The organism is Terriglobus roseus, assembly GCF_900105625.1.
Lineage (GTDB): Bacteria > Acidobacteriota > Terriglobia > Terriglobales > Acidobacteriaceae > Terriglobus > Terriglobus roseus_B.
Genome location: NZ_FNSD01000001.1, coordinates 3,731,125 through 3,746,607 on the forward strand (window position 1 = coordinate 3,731,125; position 15,483 = coordinate 3,746,607).

Sequence of the window (15,483 nt, forward strand, 5' to 3'; positions counted from 1 at the left end):
AGAGCCGCAGTCATGTTCAGGCTGGCGCGGACCTTCAGTCCGCCTTTGCCACGGAACATGTATCCATCGGCTCTGCTTGCGACGCGTCAGCGTCACCTTCGCACACAACGCACATCCTCTGCCGTTGCACGGGACGCATGGTGGTCGCCTTCAATTGAGTTAAGACGATTAGTGCTGCAGGTGATGCTGCATGTCTTCCAGCGAGACATTGCTCGTCTCGGGATACATCGTGCTCACCATGACCAGGTCTACGACCATCATGATGGCGAAGAACCAGAAGGTTGCCGGTGTGGACCAGCGCAGCATCACCGGGAACGCGTACGAGATAGCTGCGTTAAAGACCCAGTGCGAACTGCTGCCGAGAGCCTGTCCCTTGGCGCGCACTGCTGTGGGGAAGACCTCGCTGATGTAGACCCACACCACCGCTCCCTGTGAGACGGCGAAACATGCGATGTAGAGCATCAGCAACGGCAGCAGCAGATTCATGTGCGAGTGCGTGTAGAAGATCGCTCCGACGGCAGTGAGCGTGAGAGCCAGTCCAACCGTGCCGCCCAGCAGCAGTTTTTTGCGGCCGATACGGTCGATGAGGGTCATCGCAACCAATGTTGCGATCAGGTTCGTGGCGCCGACAGCGACGGACTGTTGCGAGCCCGAGATGGAGCTTGCTCCGGCCAGCCCGAAGATCGTGTTGGAGTAGTAGAGGATCGCGTTGATGCCTGCCAGTTGCGTGAATGCCCCAACGGTGATGGCGACGAAGATACCGCGTGCATGCGTCCTGGTAAACAGTGGAACTGCGTGTGCGCGGCGCTCCTCGTCGATCTCCGCCTGGATGCGCGAAAGGCGCATCGCCGGATCGGGATCGCCCAGCAGGTGCAGGACTCGGAGCGCCTCCTCACGGCGTCCAACCATGACGAGCCAGCGGGGGCTGCGCGGGATGCCGAAGAGTGCAAGGAAGAACATCAGGGCCGGCAGTGCGGCGACGCCGAGCTGCCAGCGCCACTCGTTCGCGCCGAGGTTCAGGCGGCCGATCAGGAAGTTGGACAGGTATGCCAGCAGGATGCCGAGCACGATGTTGACCTGGAAGAAGCCGACCAGGCGTCCGCGCCACTTCGTCGGCGCCAGCTCCGAGATGTACATGGGGCCAAGCACCGAGGATCCGCCGATGGCGAGGCCGCTGAGGATGCGGAAGACGATGAGGGAAGGCCAGCTCCACGCGAGTGCGCAGCCGATGGCGGAGAGCAGGTAGAGCACGGCCATCAGGCGCAGGCTGTCACGGCGACCCAGACGCTGGCCGGGAATGCCCGCGAAGATGGAGCCGATCACGGTGCCGATCAAAGCAGAGGCAACGGTGAAGCCGAGCCATCCGGAGGTCAGGTGATACAGCGCTGTCAGCGCGGCATTCGCACCTGCGATCACAACGGTGTCAAAGCCGAACAACAGTCCGCCAAGCCCGGCCACCACGGTCGCTCGTGCGACCTGTGCATTGATATCCATACGTCTCCGTTTTGCTGCATGTTTGCGGCGCCTCGCGCCTCACAGCGCACTCTACACGGAAGCAACGGCGCTTGCATGATGACCCCGAAACGGGGGCGCTGTCGCTCGCGGCTGGCGGATGCAAAGAAAGAGGTATCTAGAGGGGAACGTCCATCCTCGGGGACGAGTTTTGCACGGGCGTCCTATCGGCCCAGCGTGCCAGAATCAGGGAGTAATGCGCGTGCGCAAATGCGCAGAGCCGTTCGCGATTCAAGATTCAAGTTTTGTGCCCGCCTGACCGAAGAGGAGTTTCCCATGATGCCCGACGAAGACCTGCGAATTCATTACCACGAAGACATGCCACGCGGCGCGCGGATCAAGGTCATCGGTGTGGGTGGCGGCGGCAACAATGCGGTGAATCGCATGATCGCGGCGAATGTTGAAGGGGTCGAGTTCATCGCAGCCAACACGGATGTGCAGGCGCTGAAGTCGTCGATGGCGCCGGTCAAGCTGCAGCTTGGCGTGAAGCTGACAAGCGGGCTGGGCGCCGGCGCGAATCCGGATGTGGGCCGTCGTGCGGCACTGGAAGATTCCGACAAGATCATCGAGGCGCTTGAGGGCGCGGACATGGTTTTTGTCACCACCGGTCTTGGCGGTGGCACCGGCACCGGCGCAGCGCCGGTGATCGCATCGCTTGCGAGTGAGATGGGCGCGCTGACCGTTGCGGTCGTGACGCGACCGTTCGCCTTTGAAGGCAAGCGCCGCATGATGCAGGCGGAGCGCGGACTGCAGGAGCTGCTGGACGCGGTCGATACCGTCATTGTGATCCCGAATGAAAAGCTGCTCGCAGTCGCGAAGGATGCGGGATTCTTCGAGTCGTTCCGCATCGCGGACGATGTGCTGAGGCAGGGCGTCCAGGGCATCTCGGACATCATCACGATTCCCGGCATCATCAACCGCGACTTTGCCGACGTGAAGACCACAATGGCCGGGATGGGCTACGCCGTGATGGCCACTGGTGTCCGCAGCGGACCGGACCGTGCGCGCGAGGCAGCGATTGCCGCGATGGCATCGCCGCTGCTTGAGGCAGGCGCGATCGATGGGGCGCGCGGCATCCTGATCAACATCACAGGTTCGTCGTCGCTGAAGCTGAGCGAAGTCAATGAAGCGTCCACGCTGATCCAGGACGCAGCGCATGAGGATGCCAACATCATCTTCGGCGCGGTGCTGGACGAGCGCCTGGGGGATGAAGTGAAGATCACTGTGATCGCTACGGGCTTCCGTCAGCCGAATGCGGACAGTGGCGACCGCCGCGAACGTATGCTGGAGCAGAGCGGCCTGTCGCGCGGCGCACTTGCGGCGGAGCAGGGCTTTGTGCCGCCGATTCAGCCGCGGTATGTTGCACCGCAAGGGGCTCCGCGTGTGGAAGTGGTGCCGGCGCCTGTCTATGTCGCCCCGCCCCCCGCCGAGCAGTCGAATCCGACCTTTGTGGCTGGCTCGCCTGCGCCTTCCTTTGGAGATCCGGCGCCGTCGTTCGCCGGCCAGACGCCTTCGTTTTCGCAGGAGCAGCCGTCCGTCTTCGCTGCGCCGCCTACCTTTTCCGCGGATCCCGCGCCGCAGGCCAGCGTTCCGGAACCTGCAGAACTGGTGCCTGTGCCTGCCTCCGCGTTTGACGACGACTTCTTTCTTCGCCAGCGGCGGCCGGCGGAGCAGACCGAGCAGACCGTCTCGCATGAGCCTGTTCTGCGGCCCGAAGTGCGTGTCCCCACCTTCGCCGGGCTTGCGCCGGCCGAGCCGCAGCATGAGCACGATGAGCTGGATATTCCTGCCTTTTTACGCCGTGGAAGCCTTTAGGGTGTCGCCATTGCGCAAATGTGGCAGTGCACACTCTTGTTTGCGTCTATATCTTCAGTGTTAGTACACCCCTGGCGGTGCGAGTGAAGCAGGAGGCAATCGACGATGAGGTTTGACCTGTTCGAGAGGCTGCGCGACCGGGCCGTCGTTGCCGTACTTCCTGTTGCCCTTGCCTGCGTCTGTGTTGCAGTGGCGCCCCTGGGCGCGCTTGCCATGACGCGTACCAGTGGAACCTCCCATCACGCGCCTTCTCGCGTGGCTGCGTCCCGCTCGCATGCTCGGACTTCGGCGCCCGCCAGTGCGGCAAGAGGCCGCGGGGCGAAAGGGCGTGTCGTTGCTGGCCGGGGCCGCGCAGTTGCCGGGCGGAATGTTGTCGCCATTATTCATGGCCGACGTGTTCGCACCTTTGTTCCGGCACGGTATGCAGAGCGTTTTTCCGCTCCATCATTCGCGCAGAACGTCGACAACATCACGCTGGGCGATGTGACTGCGGGTGAAGACCCGCTGGTCCGTGCGTCGCTGATCCAGGCGCTGGGCAACATGAATGGCACAGCCCTTGCCATCGATCCGAAGAATGGCCGCATTCTGGCCATGGTGAATCAGAAGGTCGCGCTTGGGCCGGGTGCGGAGCCGTGTTCGACGATCAAGCTGACGGTCGCACTGGCAGCGCTGTCCGAAGGCATCATCAATAAGGACACACCGGTCAACCTGGGGCACGGTTATCACCTGAATCTTACGTATGCGCTGGCGCGGAGCGTGAATCCTTACTTTGAAGAGCTCGGTCGCGAGCTGGGCTTTGAACGTGTGAAGCACTATGCGAACGAGTTCGGGCTGGGCGAATTGGCTGGTTACAACGTTGCGGGCGAGCAGCTTGGGACGTATCCCGACCATCCGTTGCCGGAGTCGAAGGGCGGCGTCGGCCGGATGTGCTCGTTTGGCGAGAGCGTCGAGATGACGCCCATGCAGCTCGGCGCAATCGTCGCGTCGATTGCAAATGGTGGCAGCCTCTTTTACCTGCAGCACCCGACCACGCCGGAAGAGGTCGCCAACTACACGCCTCGCCTGAAGCGCACGTTGAACATTCAGCCCTACATCCCGGAGATTCTGCCCGGCATGGCTGGCGCTGTGGAAGCCTCGTATGGCACGGCACGCAGTTTGCGGGCTAACTTTCATGAGTTTCCAGTCTTTGGTAAGACCGGCACGTGCAGCGACAACGGCACACGCTTCGGCTGGTTCGCAGGCTACGGCGACGGACCGAACGGGCGCATTGTGACGGTCTTCTTTCTGACCGGTGGCCGGCCGACCTTTGGCCCCAAGGCCGCGGAGTTGACCGGGCTCTTCTACCGGGCGCTGGCGGATAAGAGCTACTTCCACCAGACCGCTCTACCGAATGTGGCGGCGCAGGTTCCCGCGACCGATCCTTCTGCGGCGACGACGACAGTGCCGGGCATGAGCCCAACACCAGCGGCGATTCCGGCGGCCTCGTCGATACCTGCGACTGAGCCCACCGGCACACCGAGGATGGCTCCACTGCCCGGGGCGTCGCCTGCTCCTTGTTCCGTCAACTCGACGGCCTGCTAAAACGCATCAACGTATCCTTGCCCGTGCGTGATTCCGGCCGTCGTGCGGTCCGTGGGGACGCTTCAGGCGGGCTGAAGGCCCGAGACTTCCCACCCAAGGCGAAGCCCTGAGTGCGGGTCGATAGGCTCTGCCCGTAAAGATGCTTCGTCTGGATTCGTGCAGCCTAGTCAAAGGCGAAATTCTAAAAAGGGGAAGGCATGCCGTGAAGACCGGCTTGGAACTGTTCCAGTCAGGTCTTGGAAGTCCCGACCGAGAGGAGTTCTCCACGCTGTAGCATCCAACACACGATGAAGATTCTGACAGCAGCAGAGATGGGTGCGGCCGACCGCGCGACGACGGAGCGCTTCGGTATCCCGCTTGGCGAACTGATGGAGCGTGCTGGGACGGCCGTTGCGTCGTTCCTCTGCGCCCAGTATCCGCGTTCTGTTGGCGTAACCATCCTCTGCGGCACGGGCAACAATGGCGGCGATGGCTTCGTGGCGGCGCGTGCCCTGCTTTCCTCCGGCATGCACGTCAGTGTGGTCCTGCTGGGTGATGAGTCAAAGCTGCGCGGCATCGCTGCGGACGCCTTCGGCTTGTTGGATCGCACCGCAATCCATGTCACATCCGTGACCGACGATGCGGAGGTGCCGGGGCTACGCCGCGCTCTCGAGGCTTCCGACGTCGTGGTTGATGCGGTCGTCGGGACGGGGTTCAAGCCGCCGTTGCGTGGTGTTGCAGTGGCCGTTCGCGACCTGCTGGCGACGGTGAAGAAACCTGTCGTTGCGGTGGATCTGCCTTCAGGGTGGGACGCGGACTCACAAGCTATAACAGCGGAAGGCGCCTTCCGCGCGGACGCTGTGGTGACGTTCACCGCTCCCAAGGTGGCGCACGTCCTGGGGCACCTGACTGCACCGGAGGTCTTCGGGCCGGTTGTGGTGGCGCCCATTGGATCCCCGGCGGACGCGGTTGAGAGCGCGACCCGTCTGACATGGACAGGCGTCTCGAAGCGGCTCTTTGAGAAGCCGCGCATCATCGATTCCAACAAGGGCATGTACGGCCACGTGCTGCTGATTGGCGGGGCTTCGGGTAAGGCGGGCGCGCCTTCCATGGCGTCGCTGGCTGCGCTTCGTGCGGGCGCCGGATTGGTCACCGCCGCAGTGCCGAGATCGATTCTGAACAATGTTGCGCTAATCACGCCGGAGCTGATGACTACGCCGCTCGACGAGGACGCGAGTGGTGCTGTTGCACTTTCGAACGCATCGCCGGAACGGTTGGAGAAGCTGCTGAAAAAGATCAGCGTCCTCGCGATCGGCCCCGGACTTGGTACGGAGGGCGAGGCTCCAGAGTTCGTGAGAAAGCTTGTCGCTTCCACGAACCTGCCGCTGGTGATCGATGCAGATGGCCTCAACGCCTTTAAAGGGCAATCCGCATTGTTGAAGGAAGCCAGCAGGGGCGGAACCCGGACGCTTGTGTTGACACCGCACCCGGGCGAAATGGCGACGCTGCTGGGCGTCTCGACGAAAGAGGTACAGGCGGATCGGGTGCACATTGCGAGGAAGTTCGCACAGGAGCATGGAGTGACCCTTGTGCTGAAAGGGTGGCGGACGCTGGTGGCGCATCCAGATGGAGAGGTTTCCGTAAACACTACGGGCAACCCATCGATGGCGAAGGGCGGTTCGGGGGACATCCTCACGGGCATCGTCGCTGCCTGTGTCGCGCAGGAGAAGGACAACATTCGTGACGCGGTGAATGCGGCGGTCTATCTGCACGGTCTGGCTGCGGACTTTGCGGCGCACCGGATGGAGCAGCATACCGTGCTGGCGACAGACACGGTAGCGCACCTGAGCGACGCCTTCCGCTATCGGACGCTCGATGCGAACCGAGCAGAGTGGATCTGCGGTTTGCGAGAATAGTCTTCGATGATTGAGAAGCGGTTGAAGACGAGGAGCGTCGCGGGAACGCTGGCGCTGGCGCAGAACATCTACGAACTCATGCTGCCGGCGCCGCGACTGGTGGTGCTGCGGGGCGATCTGGGTGCGGGCAAAACAACGCTGGTGAAGGGAATCGCACAGGCCATTGGCGCCAGTGCCGATGATGTGACCAGTCCGACCTTTACCCTGGTGCAGGAGTATCAGGGGACGAAGCTGAAGCTGTACCATCTGGATCTCTACCGGCTTGAAAAGGACGAGGAACTACTGTCGCTGGGCATCGAGGAGATGGAAGTCGAGCCCGACGCGCTGGTCCTGGTGGAGTGGGGAGAGAAGTTTCCGTCACTGATGCAGCGTGCGCGCGGACAGGTAGTCATTCAGCCGGGCGATGAGCCGGACGAGCGCTGGTTTTTCGTGCAGATGCTCTGATTTCGCGGCGCGGCCCTGTTCGTAACAGAAAACCATATGTCGACTGGACGACAACTGCCAAGAACTTCGACATAGAATAAAACTGTGCCACCCGCAGCGATTCCATTGAACGAAGCCGAACGCGTCGCAGACCTGCACAGCTATGAGTTGCTGGATACGCTGGATGAACGCGGTTATGACGACATCACCTTTCTCGCGCAGTACATCTGCGAGACCCCGGTCTCCCTGGTGACGCTGGTCGATACCCATCGTCAATGGTTCAAATCCGCCATCGGCGCCGGAGATCTGCGTGAGACGTCGCGGGCCGACAGCTTCTGTTCGCACCTGATCGGCGGTTCGTCCGTTCTTGTGGTGCAGGACACCCTGGAAGACGACCGTTTCTCGGACAATCCACTGGTCACCGGAGAACTCGGCATTCGTTTTTATGCAGGTGCTCCGCTGATCACACCGGATGGCCATGTCATTGGGACCGTCTGCGTGATCGACCAGAAGCCCCGTTCCATGCGTACGGAGCAGGTTCGGGCGCTGGAGGCACTGGCGCGGCAGGTGATGGCCCGTATGGAACTCCGGCGGCAGATGCGTGAGAACACGCTGACCGCAGATGCAATGCGTACCGCGGAGAAGCTTGCCGCAGTCGGTCGTATGGCGAGCTCATTGGCGCATGAGATCAACAATCCTCTGCAGTCCGTGACCAACCTGCTTTACATGGTCGAAGTGACCGAGGATAAGGCGGAGCGCCGCATCTATCTGAAGCAGGCTGAGGATGCCCTGGCACGTGTGTCGCACCTGGTGACGCAGTCGCTGAGGTTCCACAAACAGTCGAGGCAGGCTGAGCCGGTTCGCCTGGCGGAGTTGGCAGAGTCGATCCTCATGCTTTTTCAGACGCGGCTCTCGCACGCGTCTGCGCAGGTTGTCATGACCGATCGACAGACGGCCCCGCTGGTTTGCCTGGCAGACGATATACGGCAGGTACTGACGAATCTTGTTTCGAATTCGCTGGATGCGCTCTCCGGCAGGGGCAAGGGAAAACTTTACGTCCGCGTACGGGATGGTGTGAGTGCCGGCAGGAAGGGCGTCTTCTTCAGCGTTGCGGATACCGGGCAGGGCATCGCACCGGATGCGATGGCCCGTCTCTTCCAGCCTTTCAATACGACCAAGGGGATCCGGGGCACCGGCCTGGGGCTGTGGGTGACCAAGGGAATTCTGCAGAAACACGGGGCACGGGTGCGTGTTCGGAGCAGGGTACAAGTCGGGACGGTTGTGCGGATTTTCTTTCCGGCGAAGCCAAGTTCGCCGGTCGGGAACGCTGAGGCGAAAGAATCGGCGGCTTTACCGGTAAACTAGGCGGATGCCGCCGATTCTTAACGCGCAGTCAGTCAGTAAGCGCTACGGCGCTAAGGTCCTCTTTCAGGACGTCTCCCTCGTCGTCGCCGACGGCGACCGCATCGGTCTGGTCGGTCCCAATGGCGCGGGTAAATCCACGCTGCTGGGGATTCTTGCCGGTACGGAAGACTCGGACACCGGGGAAGTTTCCGTCCGCAAGCGGGCCCGCGTCGTCACCATCCTGCAAACTTCAGAGTTTCCCAAGGGCGCTACTGTCCGCGAAGTGCTGGAGCGTGCCCTGGATATCGCCAACGTCCCGGATAACGAGCGCGAACAGCGCATCCGCGAGACTGTTGGCCGCACCGGCTTCCCGGATGAGCATGCCATTGCGACCAGCCTTTCTGGTGGCTGGCGCAAGCGCCTGGCGATTGTGGAAGGCGTGATCTCGCAGCCGGACGTCCTGCTGCTGGATGAACCGACGAATCACCTGGATCTGGGCGGCATCGAGTGGCTGGAAGAGCTGCTCTCCGGCATCGGCTGCGCCTGCGTCATCGTCTCGCACGACCGTTATTTCCTTGAAGCCGCCGCAAATGAGATCGTCGAGTTGAACCGCGTCTACCCGGGTGGAACGCTGCGCGTGAAGGGAACCTACTCGAAGTTTCTTGAAGATCGAGAACTCTTCCTCGAGGCGCAATCCAGGGCGCAGCAGAGCCTGAAAAATGAAGTCAAGACGGAGATTGAGTGGCTGCGCCGCGGTCCCAAGGCGCGTACCACCAAGAGCAAGGCGCGCATCGACCGCGCGCACGAGATGATTGGCGAACTCGCCGACGTCAACCAGCGCACGGCCAAGTCCAGCGCCGGTCTTGAGTTCAATGCGACCGAGCGCCAGACCAAGCGGCTGGTTGAGTTGGAAGGCGCGGGGCTTGATCTTGGTGGACGCACGCTGCTGGACAAGCTCGACTACGTCATCACGGCGGGCCAGCGGGTTGGCCTGGTAGGACCCAATGGCAGCGGTAAGACGACGCTGCTGCGCCTGCTGACTGGCGAACTCAAGCCGACACGGGGCACGGTGAAGACCGCGAACATGCTCCGCATCGTCTACTTCTCGCAGGCACGTGAGATCGACACATCGCTGACGTTACGGCGGGCACTGGCTCCTGAGGGCGATGCCGTTGTGCACAATGGACGCGAGGTCCACGTGGCGAGCTGGGCTGCTCGCTTCCTGTTTACCGGGGAGCAGCTGAACCAGCCGGTCGAACGGCTCAGCGGCGGCGAGCGTGCTCGCGTACTGATCGCTCGCTTGATGCTGCAACCCGCGGACCTGCTGCTGCTGGATGAGCCGACGAACGATCTTGATATTCCGACGCTGGAGATTCTTGAGGAGAGCCTGCTGGAGTATCCCGGCGCACTGATTCTGGTAACGCATGATCGCTACATGCTGAACCGCGTCAGCACCACGGTGCTTGGACTCGATGGCAAGGGCCGCGCGGAGAAGTTTGCGGACTTTGCGCAGTGGGAAGACTGGATGCGCGAGTCTGAGGCGCCGGTACCTACCGCGAAGTCGAAGGCTGCCGCCGCTTCGGCGGCCGCGGGCGCTCCCGGCGACGAAAACGCGAAGAAGAAGCTGAGCTACAACGAACAGCGCGAGTGGAACACGCTGGAGGCTCGCATCGCAGATGCAGAGGCGCGCGTAGCGAAGGCCGACGCGGCGCTGGCGGATCCTGCGATTGCAACGGATGCCACAGCCCTGCAGCGCGCCATCACGGAGCAGCAGGACGCGCAGGCTGCGGTGCTGGACATGTATGTTCGCTGGGAAGAACTGGCGGAACGCGCGAGCTAGTACGGAACGGGTGCCCCATGCTTTGCGAAGCGAAGGGTGGGGCATCGGGCGAACGTGGCAAATTCCGGGGCCCGCAGACCCTACCCTTTCGCGGGAAGCTGCGAAAGAGTGGGCACCCAGTCCTCACCTGCTGGTCTATTACCGGTTCCCGGGATCCTCTCCGTTTCTGCGCAGCCTGCGGTAAATCACGCGGTTGCAGAGTACGCAGCGCCACGGGTACAGGTTGAAGAAGGGCATCAACTGCGCGCGCACCACGCCGATGCGCGGGATCCGTTCGAAACGTACACCGGAACAGCCCGTGCACACGCGTCGCCTCTCGCTGGCGTGCGTGAAGCCAAAGACAGTCTCGTACAGACGCCGTAATGACGCCGGGATCAGCTTCAACGGAATCAATCTCCATCAGTGGCGAATTATGGCTCCGTCTTTCATCACGAAAGACACGTGCTCCACGACGCTCAAATCCTCCAGCGGATTGCCCGGCACTGCGATGCCATCGGCAAGGAAACCAGCCTGGAGCTGACCGATTTGCTTCTCCCAGTCGAGCAGCTTCGCGCCGTTGATCAGGTCCGCGCGTAGTACGTCCGCGGCCGGCATGCCGTACTGGTGCATCAGGACCAGCTCATGGGCCTGTGTGCCATGCGGAAACGGGCCCACGTCAGAGCCAACGGCAAAGGGAACTCCTGCGGCCATCTGCTTTTTGAATTCCGCTGCGTGGAACGCTTCACTTTCATGGCGGCGCGCGGCCGATGCGGGTGTCTCCGCATGGTCGGCGAAGTACTGGCCGATGGCGAAGGTCGGGACCGCGAAGATGTTGTGCTCCTTCATGAGCTTCATCGTCGCGGCAGACAGGTTATCGGCATGGTCGATTGAGGCAACGCCGGCTGCCGCGGCATAGCCGGTCCCGGGTTCGCCGGTGGCATGCACTGCGACGCGGGAACCGGTTCGCTTTGCTTCCGCTACGGCTGTGCTTAGGTCCGCCTGCGTGTACTGGAAGGGGGTGGTGAAAACGCCGTCCCGCAGCCGGTCCTGTCCTGTCTCATAAATCTTGGTAAAGTCAGCGCCCTGCTTATGCTGTTCGCGCATAACGTGGATAAGATCCTCTGCGGAGTCTGCACGGTCTGCGTTGCTTAGCAGATGTTGCTCGGGGTTCTTGCCACTGTTGTCTTCGTGGCCCCCGGTGATGTCAACCGCATTGCAGGAGACACGCATGCGGGGGCCGGGTATGAGGCCGCTATTGATCGCATTGCGCACGGCCGCGTCCGCGCATCCAGCGCCCTCACTGCCCATGTCACGCTCGGCAGTAAAGCCCGCCAGCAGGTCAGTACGTGCGGCGTCGGCGGCGATGAGCGTGCGCTGCGGCACGGTCTCATCCACGGTCTGGCCGGCTTCATTGCCCACGTGCAGGAAAAGGTGGGTATGCGCGTCGATCAAGCCGGGCATCAGCGTCACGTCGCCCAGGTCGATGACCTCTGCACCTGCGGGGCGAGTGACGTGTGTGCCCGCTTCACGTATCAGATTGCCTTCTACGAGAACTTCACCTGGCGTGATGGTCCTGCCGGCAACCACATCCAGCAGGCGTGAGGCGTGCAGCACGATGACGTGCGCTTGAGGTGAAGTCTGCGCCGGCAGGGAGGCAGGGACAAGCAGCGCCGCTATCAGTGCGAGGGGAAGTCTCATGGATGACTTGCAGGATAGCGATGTGCGGGCGGGATGTCACCCATCTCGTTGGCGAAATGCTCAGCGCCGCAGCTTCGAGGCGATCCAGAACTGCTGCAGGATGTAATTGTCTGTCATCCCTGCAATGTAGTCCGCAATAACGCGAGGCAGTCCGTCTGTTGCGCTTTCTTCCACGTAGCCCGAGGGTAGAAGCTCCGGCGACCGCATGAAGTGATGGAAGAGAGTGGTGACCACATTCTCAGCCTTGTGATGCTCCGCTTCGAGGAAGTCGCAGGTGTAGAGCACCCGGTAGAGATATGCCTTTTCCTCGCGGCGCTGTGTTTCGTACTCGGGTGAGAAGGTGGCGACACGGTGCGGACAGGCGCGCACCTCTGCGAGGGACCGCAGGTTATGTTCGCGCACGTTACGGACGGTGTTGGTGATCAGGTCCGCGGTCAATTCTGCCTGCATGACCTGCAGTGCTTCATGGAATAGGAACTTCGGCTCAATGCCTGGATGATCATGTTCCACCTGCTGATAGGCGCGGCCCATGATGGTAATGTTTGCGCAGATGTGGTCGATCTCGAGCAGGCCTGATTCGACCCCGTCGTCCAGGTCGGCGGTCAGGTAGGCGATCTCATCGGCCAGGTCGATCAATTGCGCCTCGAGCGGTGGCCGCTGATCGAGGAAGTAGGGCGAGAGCAGTGGATGGTCGCTGGCGCTGTAGTCGCGCGAATGCTTGACGATGCCTTCGCGTACACCGAGGCTCAGGTTAAGGCCGCGATGCGCGGCGTACCAGTCCTCAAAGTGCTCCACAATGCGAAGCGCGTGCAGATTGTGATCAAAGCGTAGCCCATGCTCCTTAAGGCACGTGTCCAGGGCGCGTTCGCCCGCATGACCGAAGGGCGGGTGACCGATGTCGTGAACAAGGGCAAGTGCCTCGACCAGCTCCTCGTTCAGGCCCAGCGCGCGCGCGACCTCGCGCGCGATCTGCGCGACTTCAATGGTGTGCGTCAGACGCGAGCGGAAGTGGTCGGATTCACGGCTGGTGAAGACCTGCGTCTTGCCGGCAAGGCGTCGGAAGGCACGGGACTGCACGATGCGTTCGCGGTCGCGCGCAAATGGCGGCCTTCGCGGGTCGTCTACGCCGACAATCCGCGAAGGCTCATTCCAAACGCGGGAGGAGAGTGTGTGCTCCTCCGCGCCGCGCACGCTTAGCATGGCCAGGTCCATTGCATACAGCGCTGGAGCGGACGCGCCTACGGAGTCACCTTCGCGGCCGATGCATTCTTCGCCAGCTTTACCTTCGCGTTATCGAGGCGCTTATGCAGCTTGCTGACGTCGTCCGGCTCAATATCAGCAGGCAGAGACTTGCTGTATTCCACCAGCGCACGCTCCCATTGAGCCACAGCGAGCTTCAACTTGCCCTGCTTCTCCAGCGCCTGACCCAGATGGTCATGCACGGTCGGATCGGTGGCGTTGCGCTCCACGGCCTTCTGCAACTGGTCTTCTGACAGGGCGTACTCGCCCATCTTGAAGTAGACCCAGCCCATCGAGTCCAGGTAGGCATAGTTCTGCGGATCGAGCTCCACGGCCTTCTTCACCATGGTCAGCGCTTCGGGCAGCTTCACACCACGCTCGGCGAACATGTACGCAAGGTAGTTCAGCGTCTGCGCGTTGTTTGGATCGATGTCCAGCACCTTGCGCAGCCAGGTCTCAGACTCATCCTTCTTGCCTTGTTTGTCGTCGATGGTGCCGCGCAGGAAGTAGAGGTAGACCTTGTCATCGTTCTTTTGCGAGAAGACCTCGGCCTTATCCAACGCAGCATTGGCTTCGTCGTAGCGACGCAGACGGATGTATGCCTGTGCGAGTGTCAGGTATGTGGTGCGATCTTCCGCTTTGCCGTTGATCTGTTTCTTCAGCAGCGCAAGGCCCTCTTCTGCCTTGCCGGTGTCGGCAAGCTGGCCCGCATACAGGATCTGTGTGTCGCGGTCGTTTGGCGATTCCTTTGCCGCGGCCTCAGCCACGGCGGCTGCCTTGTCCCACTCGTGCGCATCACGCAGTGCATCGACTTCGCCACCGATGCCGCGCAGCTTCATCTCTCCGCCCAGCGAAGCCATCTGTTTATAAACGTCAACGGCTTCCGGGGTCTTGTTCTCTTCGCGGTAGAGCAGCGCCAGGCGGTCGAGGAAGATCGCGCGATTGTTACGCTCGGCTTCTGTATAGGCGTCAGGCGCTTTCGCAGTAGCGGCGAGCACGCCCTTCAGCGAGTTCTCTGCATCCGTGTAGCGGCCCAGCGCGTCGTAGAGCAGGGCTTCGTTGAAGACGAGCTCCTCGGAGTCCGGAACCATCGCCTTCGCCTTCTTCAGCGTGGCAAGTGCGAGATCGTAGTGGCCCTGGCGGCGCTGAATCTCTGAGATCTTGATGTAGCTCTGCGCATCCTGCGGTTCCGCTGCGACGATGGCGGCGTAGATCTTCAGGGCATCGTCCATGCGGTCGCCTGCGAGGAGAGCATTCGCCAGGCCACGCTGCGCGTCTGTGTTGTCGCTTTCAGCATCCAGCGCGCGCTGGTAGGCGGCGGCAGCTTCCTTCGGCTTGTGCAACTGGTCATAGCTGGCACCGATGGCGAGCTCAATCCGAACTGACCGATCGCCTTCCGGCAGGGCCGTGAGCGTGTTGATGACACGCTGCGTATCACCCTGTTCGCTGTACAGGCGCGCAAGGTTCAAGAGGGATTCTTCACTGCCGTTATCAAGCCCCTGCGCAGCCTTGAACTGAGCCTCCGCCTTTGCGGACTCGTGGCTGACCTCGTAGAGCTGGCCCAGTAACAGATGATTTTCCGCGACATTGGGCTCAAGCTTGACCAGAACTTCGTATTCCGCGGTAGCGAGCTGCACCATCTGCGATTGTGCCGTGCCTTGCGCATCACCGAGTGAGCGGTAGTAGACGCGGCCGAGCAGGCGGTGCGCTTCCACATCCTGGGGGTTCTTCTTTACCTGGTCCTGCGCGACTTCGACAGCTTCGCGGATGCGGCCCAGTTTGAAGTAGAGATCGGCCAGGCCGTCCTGGAGAAACGTGGACTTTGGATCCGCGTCCAGCGCCTGTTTGTACTGTTCAATGGCCTGGGTCGCGTAGTCGCTGCGGCCCTGCGTCGTTGCAAGGTCCTCATAGATGTGCGCGAGGCCATAGTGGTAGTAAGCCGCGCTGGAGCCCGTGGAAGAGGGCGCCACGGGCTGCGGGGGCAGAACCGTGGGCACGTTCTTCTGGGCGACTAGCGGCGCGGCAACGCAAAGCGCTACCGCTGCAAGCAGGGTACGGAGGGAGGAAACGCTGACAGCGTTCTGCGGACCAATCATCAGAAGAACCAATCCTTCTGCCCGGTGTCCGCTCGCTTGCGCGACCGAGCTTGCAAACAGG

11 protein-coding genes are annotated in these 15,483 nt (G+C 62.0%); 6 read left to right on the top strand and 5 right to left on the bottom strand.

The genetic code is table 11. From position 1 onward, the window contains the following. Positions 1–168: 168 nt before the first annotated feature. Positions 169–1,494: a sugar porter family MFS transporter gene (locus BLW03_RS15545; RefSeq protein WP_074654930.1), complete on the bottom strand. Its 1,326-nt coding sequence runs from the start codon at positions 1,492–1,494 to the stop codon at positions 169–171. A 294-nt stretch (positions 1,495–1,788) separates the two neighbouring features. Here BLW03_RS15545 and ftsZ point away from each other — a divergent pair, with 294 nt between their 5' ends. The 6 genes from ftsZ to BLW03_RS15575 all read left to right on the top strand — a co-directional run bounded on the left by ftsZ (position 1,789) and on the right by BLW03_RS15575 (position 10,410). After that, positions 1,789–3,327 (top strand): cell division protein FtsZ, encoded by a 1,539-nt coding sequence (ftsZ, locus tag BLW03_RS15550; RefSeq protein ID WP_074654932.1) that lies wholly within the window; start codon positions 1,789–1,791, stop codon positions 3,325–3,327. Between the two features lie 105 nt (positions 3,328–3,432). After that, entirely contained in the window at positions 3,433–4,908 is a 1,476-nt protein-coding gene (locus BLW03_RS15555) for a penicillin-binding transpeptidase domain-containing protein (protein ID WP_074654933.1), read from the top strand. A gap of 287 nt (positions 4,909–5,195) precedes the next feature. Then, positions 5,196–6,803, top strand: a complete 1,608-nt coding sequence (locus BLW03_RS15560) for a bifunctional ADP-dependent NAD(P)H-hydrate dehydratase/NAD(P)H-hydrate epimerase (RefSeq protein ID WP_074654935.1) — start codon at positions 5,196–5,198, stop codon at positions 6,801–6,803. A gap of 6 nt (positions 6,804–6,809) precedes the next feature. Then, positions 6,810–7,247, top strand: coding sequence for a tRNA (adenosine(37)-N6)-threonylcarbamoyltransferase complex ATPase subunit type 1 TsaE (gene tsaE, locus BLW03_RS15565; RefSeq protein ID WP_074654937.1), 438 nt, complete (start codon positions 6,810–6,812; stop codon positions 7,245–7,247). Positions 7,248–7,331: 84 nt separating this feature from the next. Then, positions 7,332–8,591 (top strand): sensor histidine kinase, encoded by a 1,260-nt coding sequence (locus BLW03_RS15570; RefSeq protein ID WP_083350569.1) that lies wholly within the window; start codon positions 7,332–7,334, stop codon positions 8,589–8,591. Between the two features lie 4 nt (positions 8,592–8,595). Then, positions 8,596–10,410, top strand: coding sequence for an ABC-F family ATP-binding cassette domain-containing protein (locus BLW03_RS15575; RefSeq protein WP_074654941.1), 1,815 nt, complete (start codon positions 8,596–8,598; stop codon positions 10,408–10,410). Between the two features lie 138 nt (positions 10,411–10,548). Here the strand turns inward: BLW03_RS15575 and BLW03_RS15580 are convergent, their stop codons facing one another. Genes BLW03_RS15580 through BLW03_RS15595 form a run of 4 tightly spaced genes read right to left on the bottom strand, consistent with a single transcriptional unit; the run spans position 10,549 to position 15,422 of the window. Continuing rightward, positions 10,549–10,794: a hypothetical protein gene (locus BLW03_RS15580; RefSeq protein ID WP_074654942.1), complete on the bottom strand. Its 246-nt coding sequence runs from the start codon at positions 10,792–10,794 to the stop codon at positions 10,549–10,551. Between the two features lie 15 nt (positions 10,795–10,809). Next, positions 10,810–12,087 (bottom strand): metal-dependent hydrolase family protein, encoded by a 1,278-nt coding sequence (locus tag BLW03_RS15585; protein WP_074654943.1) that lies wholly within the window; start codon positions 12,085–12,087, stop codon positions 10,810–10,812. 60 nt (positions 12,088–12,147) lie between these two features. Beyond that, positions 12,148–13,287: a deoxyguanosinetriphosphate triphosphohydrolase family protein gene (locus tag BLW03_RS15590; protein ID WP_074656065.1), complete on the bottom strand. Its 1,140-nt coding sequence runs from the start codon at positions 13,285–13,287 to the stop codon at positions 12,148–12,150. A 38-nt stretch (positions 13,288–13,325) separates the two neighbouring features. Next, on the bottom strand, positions 13,326–15,422 hold the full coding sequence (locus BLW03_RS15595) for a tetratricopeptide repeat protein (protein WP_074654944.1): 2,097 nt from the start codon (positions 15,420–15,422) through the stop codon (positions 13,326–13,328). Positions 15,423–15,483: the final 61 nt, after the last annotated feature.

Excerpts from the sequence above, each read along its gene's own strand:
- BLW03_RS15545 (WP_074654930.1), bottom strand. The coding sequence starts at position 1,494 with ATGGATATCAATGCACAGGTCGCACGAGCGACCGTGGTGGCCGGGCTT.
- ftsZ (WP_074654932.1), top strand. The coding sequence starts at position 1,789 with ATGATGCCCGACGAAGACCTGCGAATTCATTACCACGAAGACATGCCA.
- BLW03_RS15555 (WP_074654933.1), top strand. The coding sequence starts at position 3,433 with ATGAGGTTTGACCTGTTCGAGAGGCTGCGCGACCGGGCCGTCGTTGCC.
- BLW03_RS15560 (WP_074654935.1), top strand. The coding sequence starts at position 5,196 with ATGAAGATTCTGACAGCAGCAGAGATGGGTGCGGCCGACCGCGCGACG.
- tsaE (WP_074654937.1), top strand. The coding sequence starts at position 6,810 with ATGATTGAGAAGCGGTTGAAGACGAGGAGCGTCGCGGGAACGCTGGCG.
- BLW03_RS15575 (WP_074654941.1), top strand. The coding sequence starts at position 8,596 with ATGCCGCCGATTCTTAACGCGCAGTCAGTCAGTAAGCGCTACGGCGCT.
- BLW03_RS15585 (WP_074654943.1), bottom strand. The coding sequence starts at position 12,087 with ATGAGACTTCCCCTCGCACTGATAGCGGCGCTGCTTGTCCCTGCCTCC.
- BLW03_RS15590 (WP_074656065.1), bottom strand. The coding sequence starts at position 13,287 with ATGCTAAGCGTGCGCGGCGCGGAGGAGCACACACTCTCCTCCCGCGTT.
- BLW03_RS15595 (WP_074654944.1), bottom strand. The coding sequence starts at position 15,422 with ATGATTGGTCCGCAGAACGCTGTCAGCGTTTCCTCCCTCCGTACCCTG.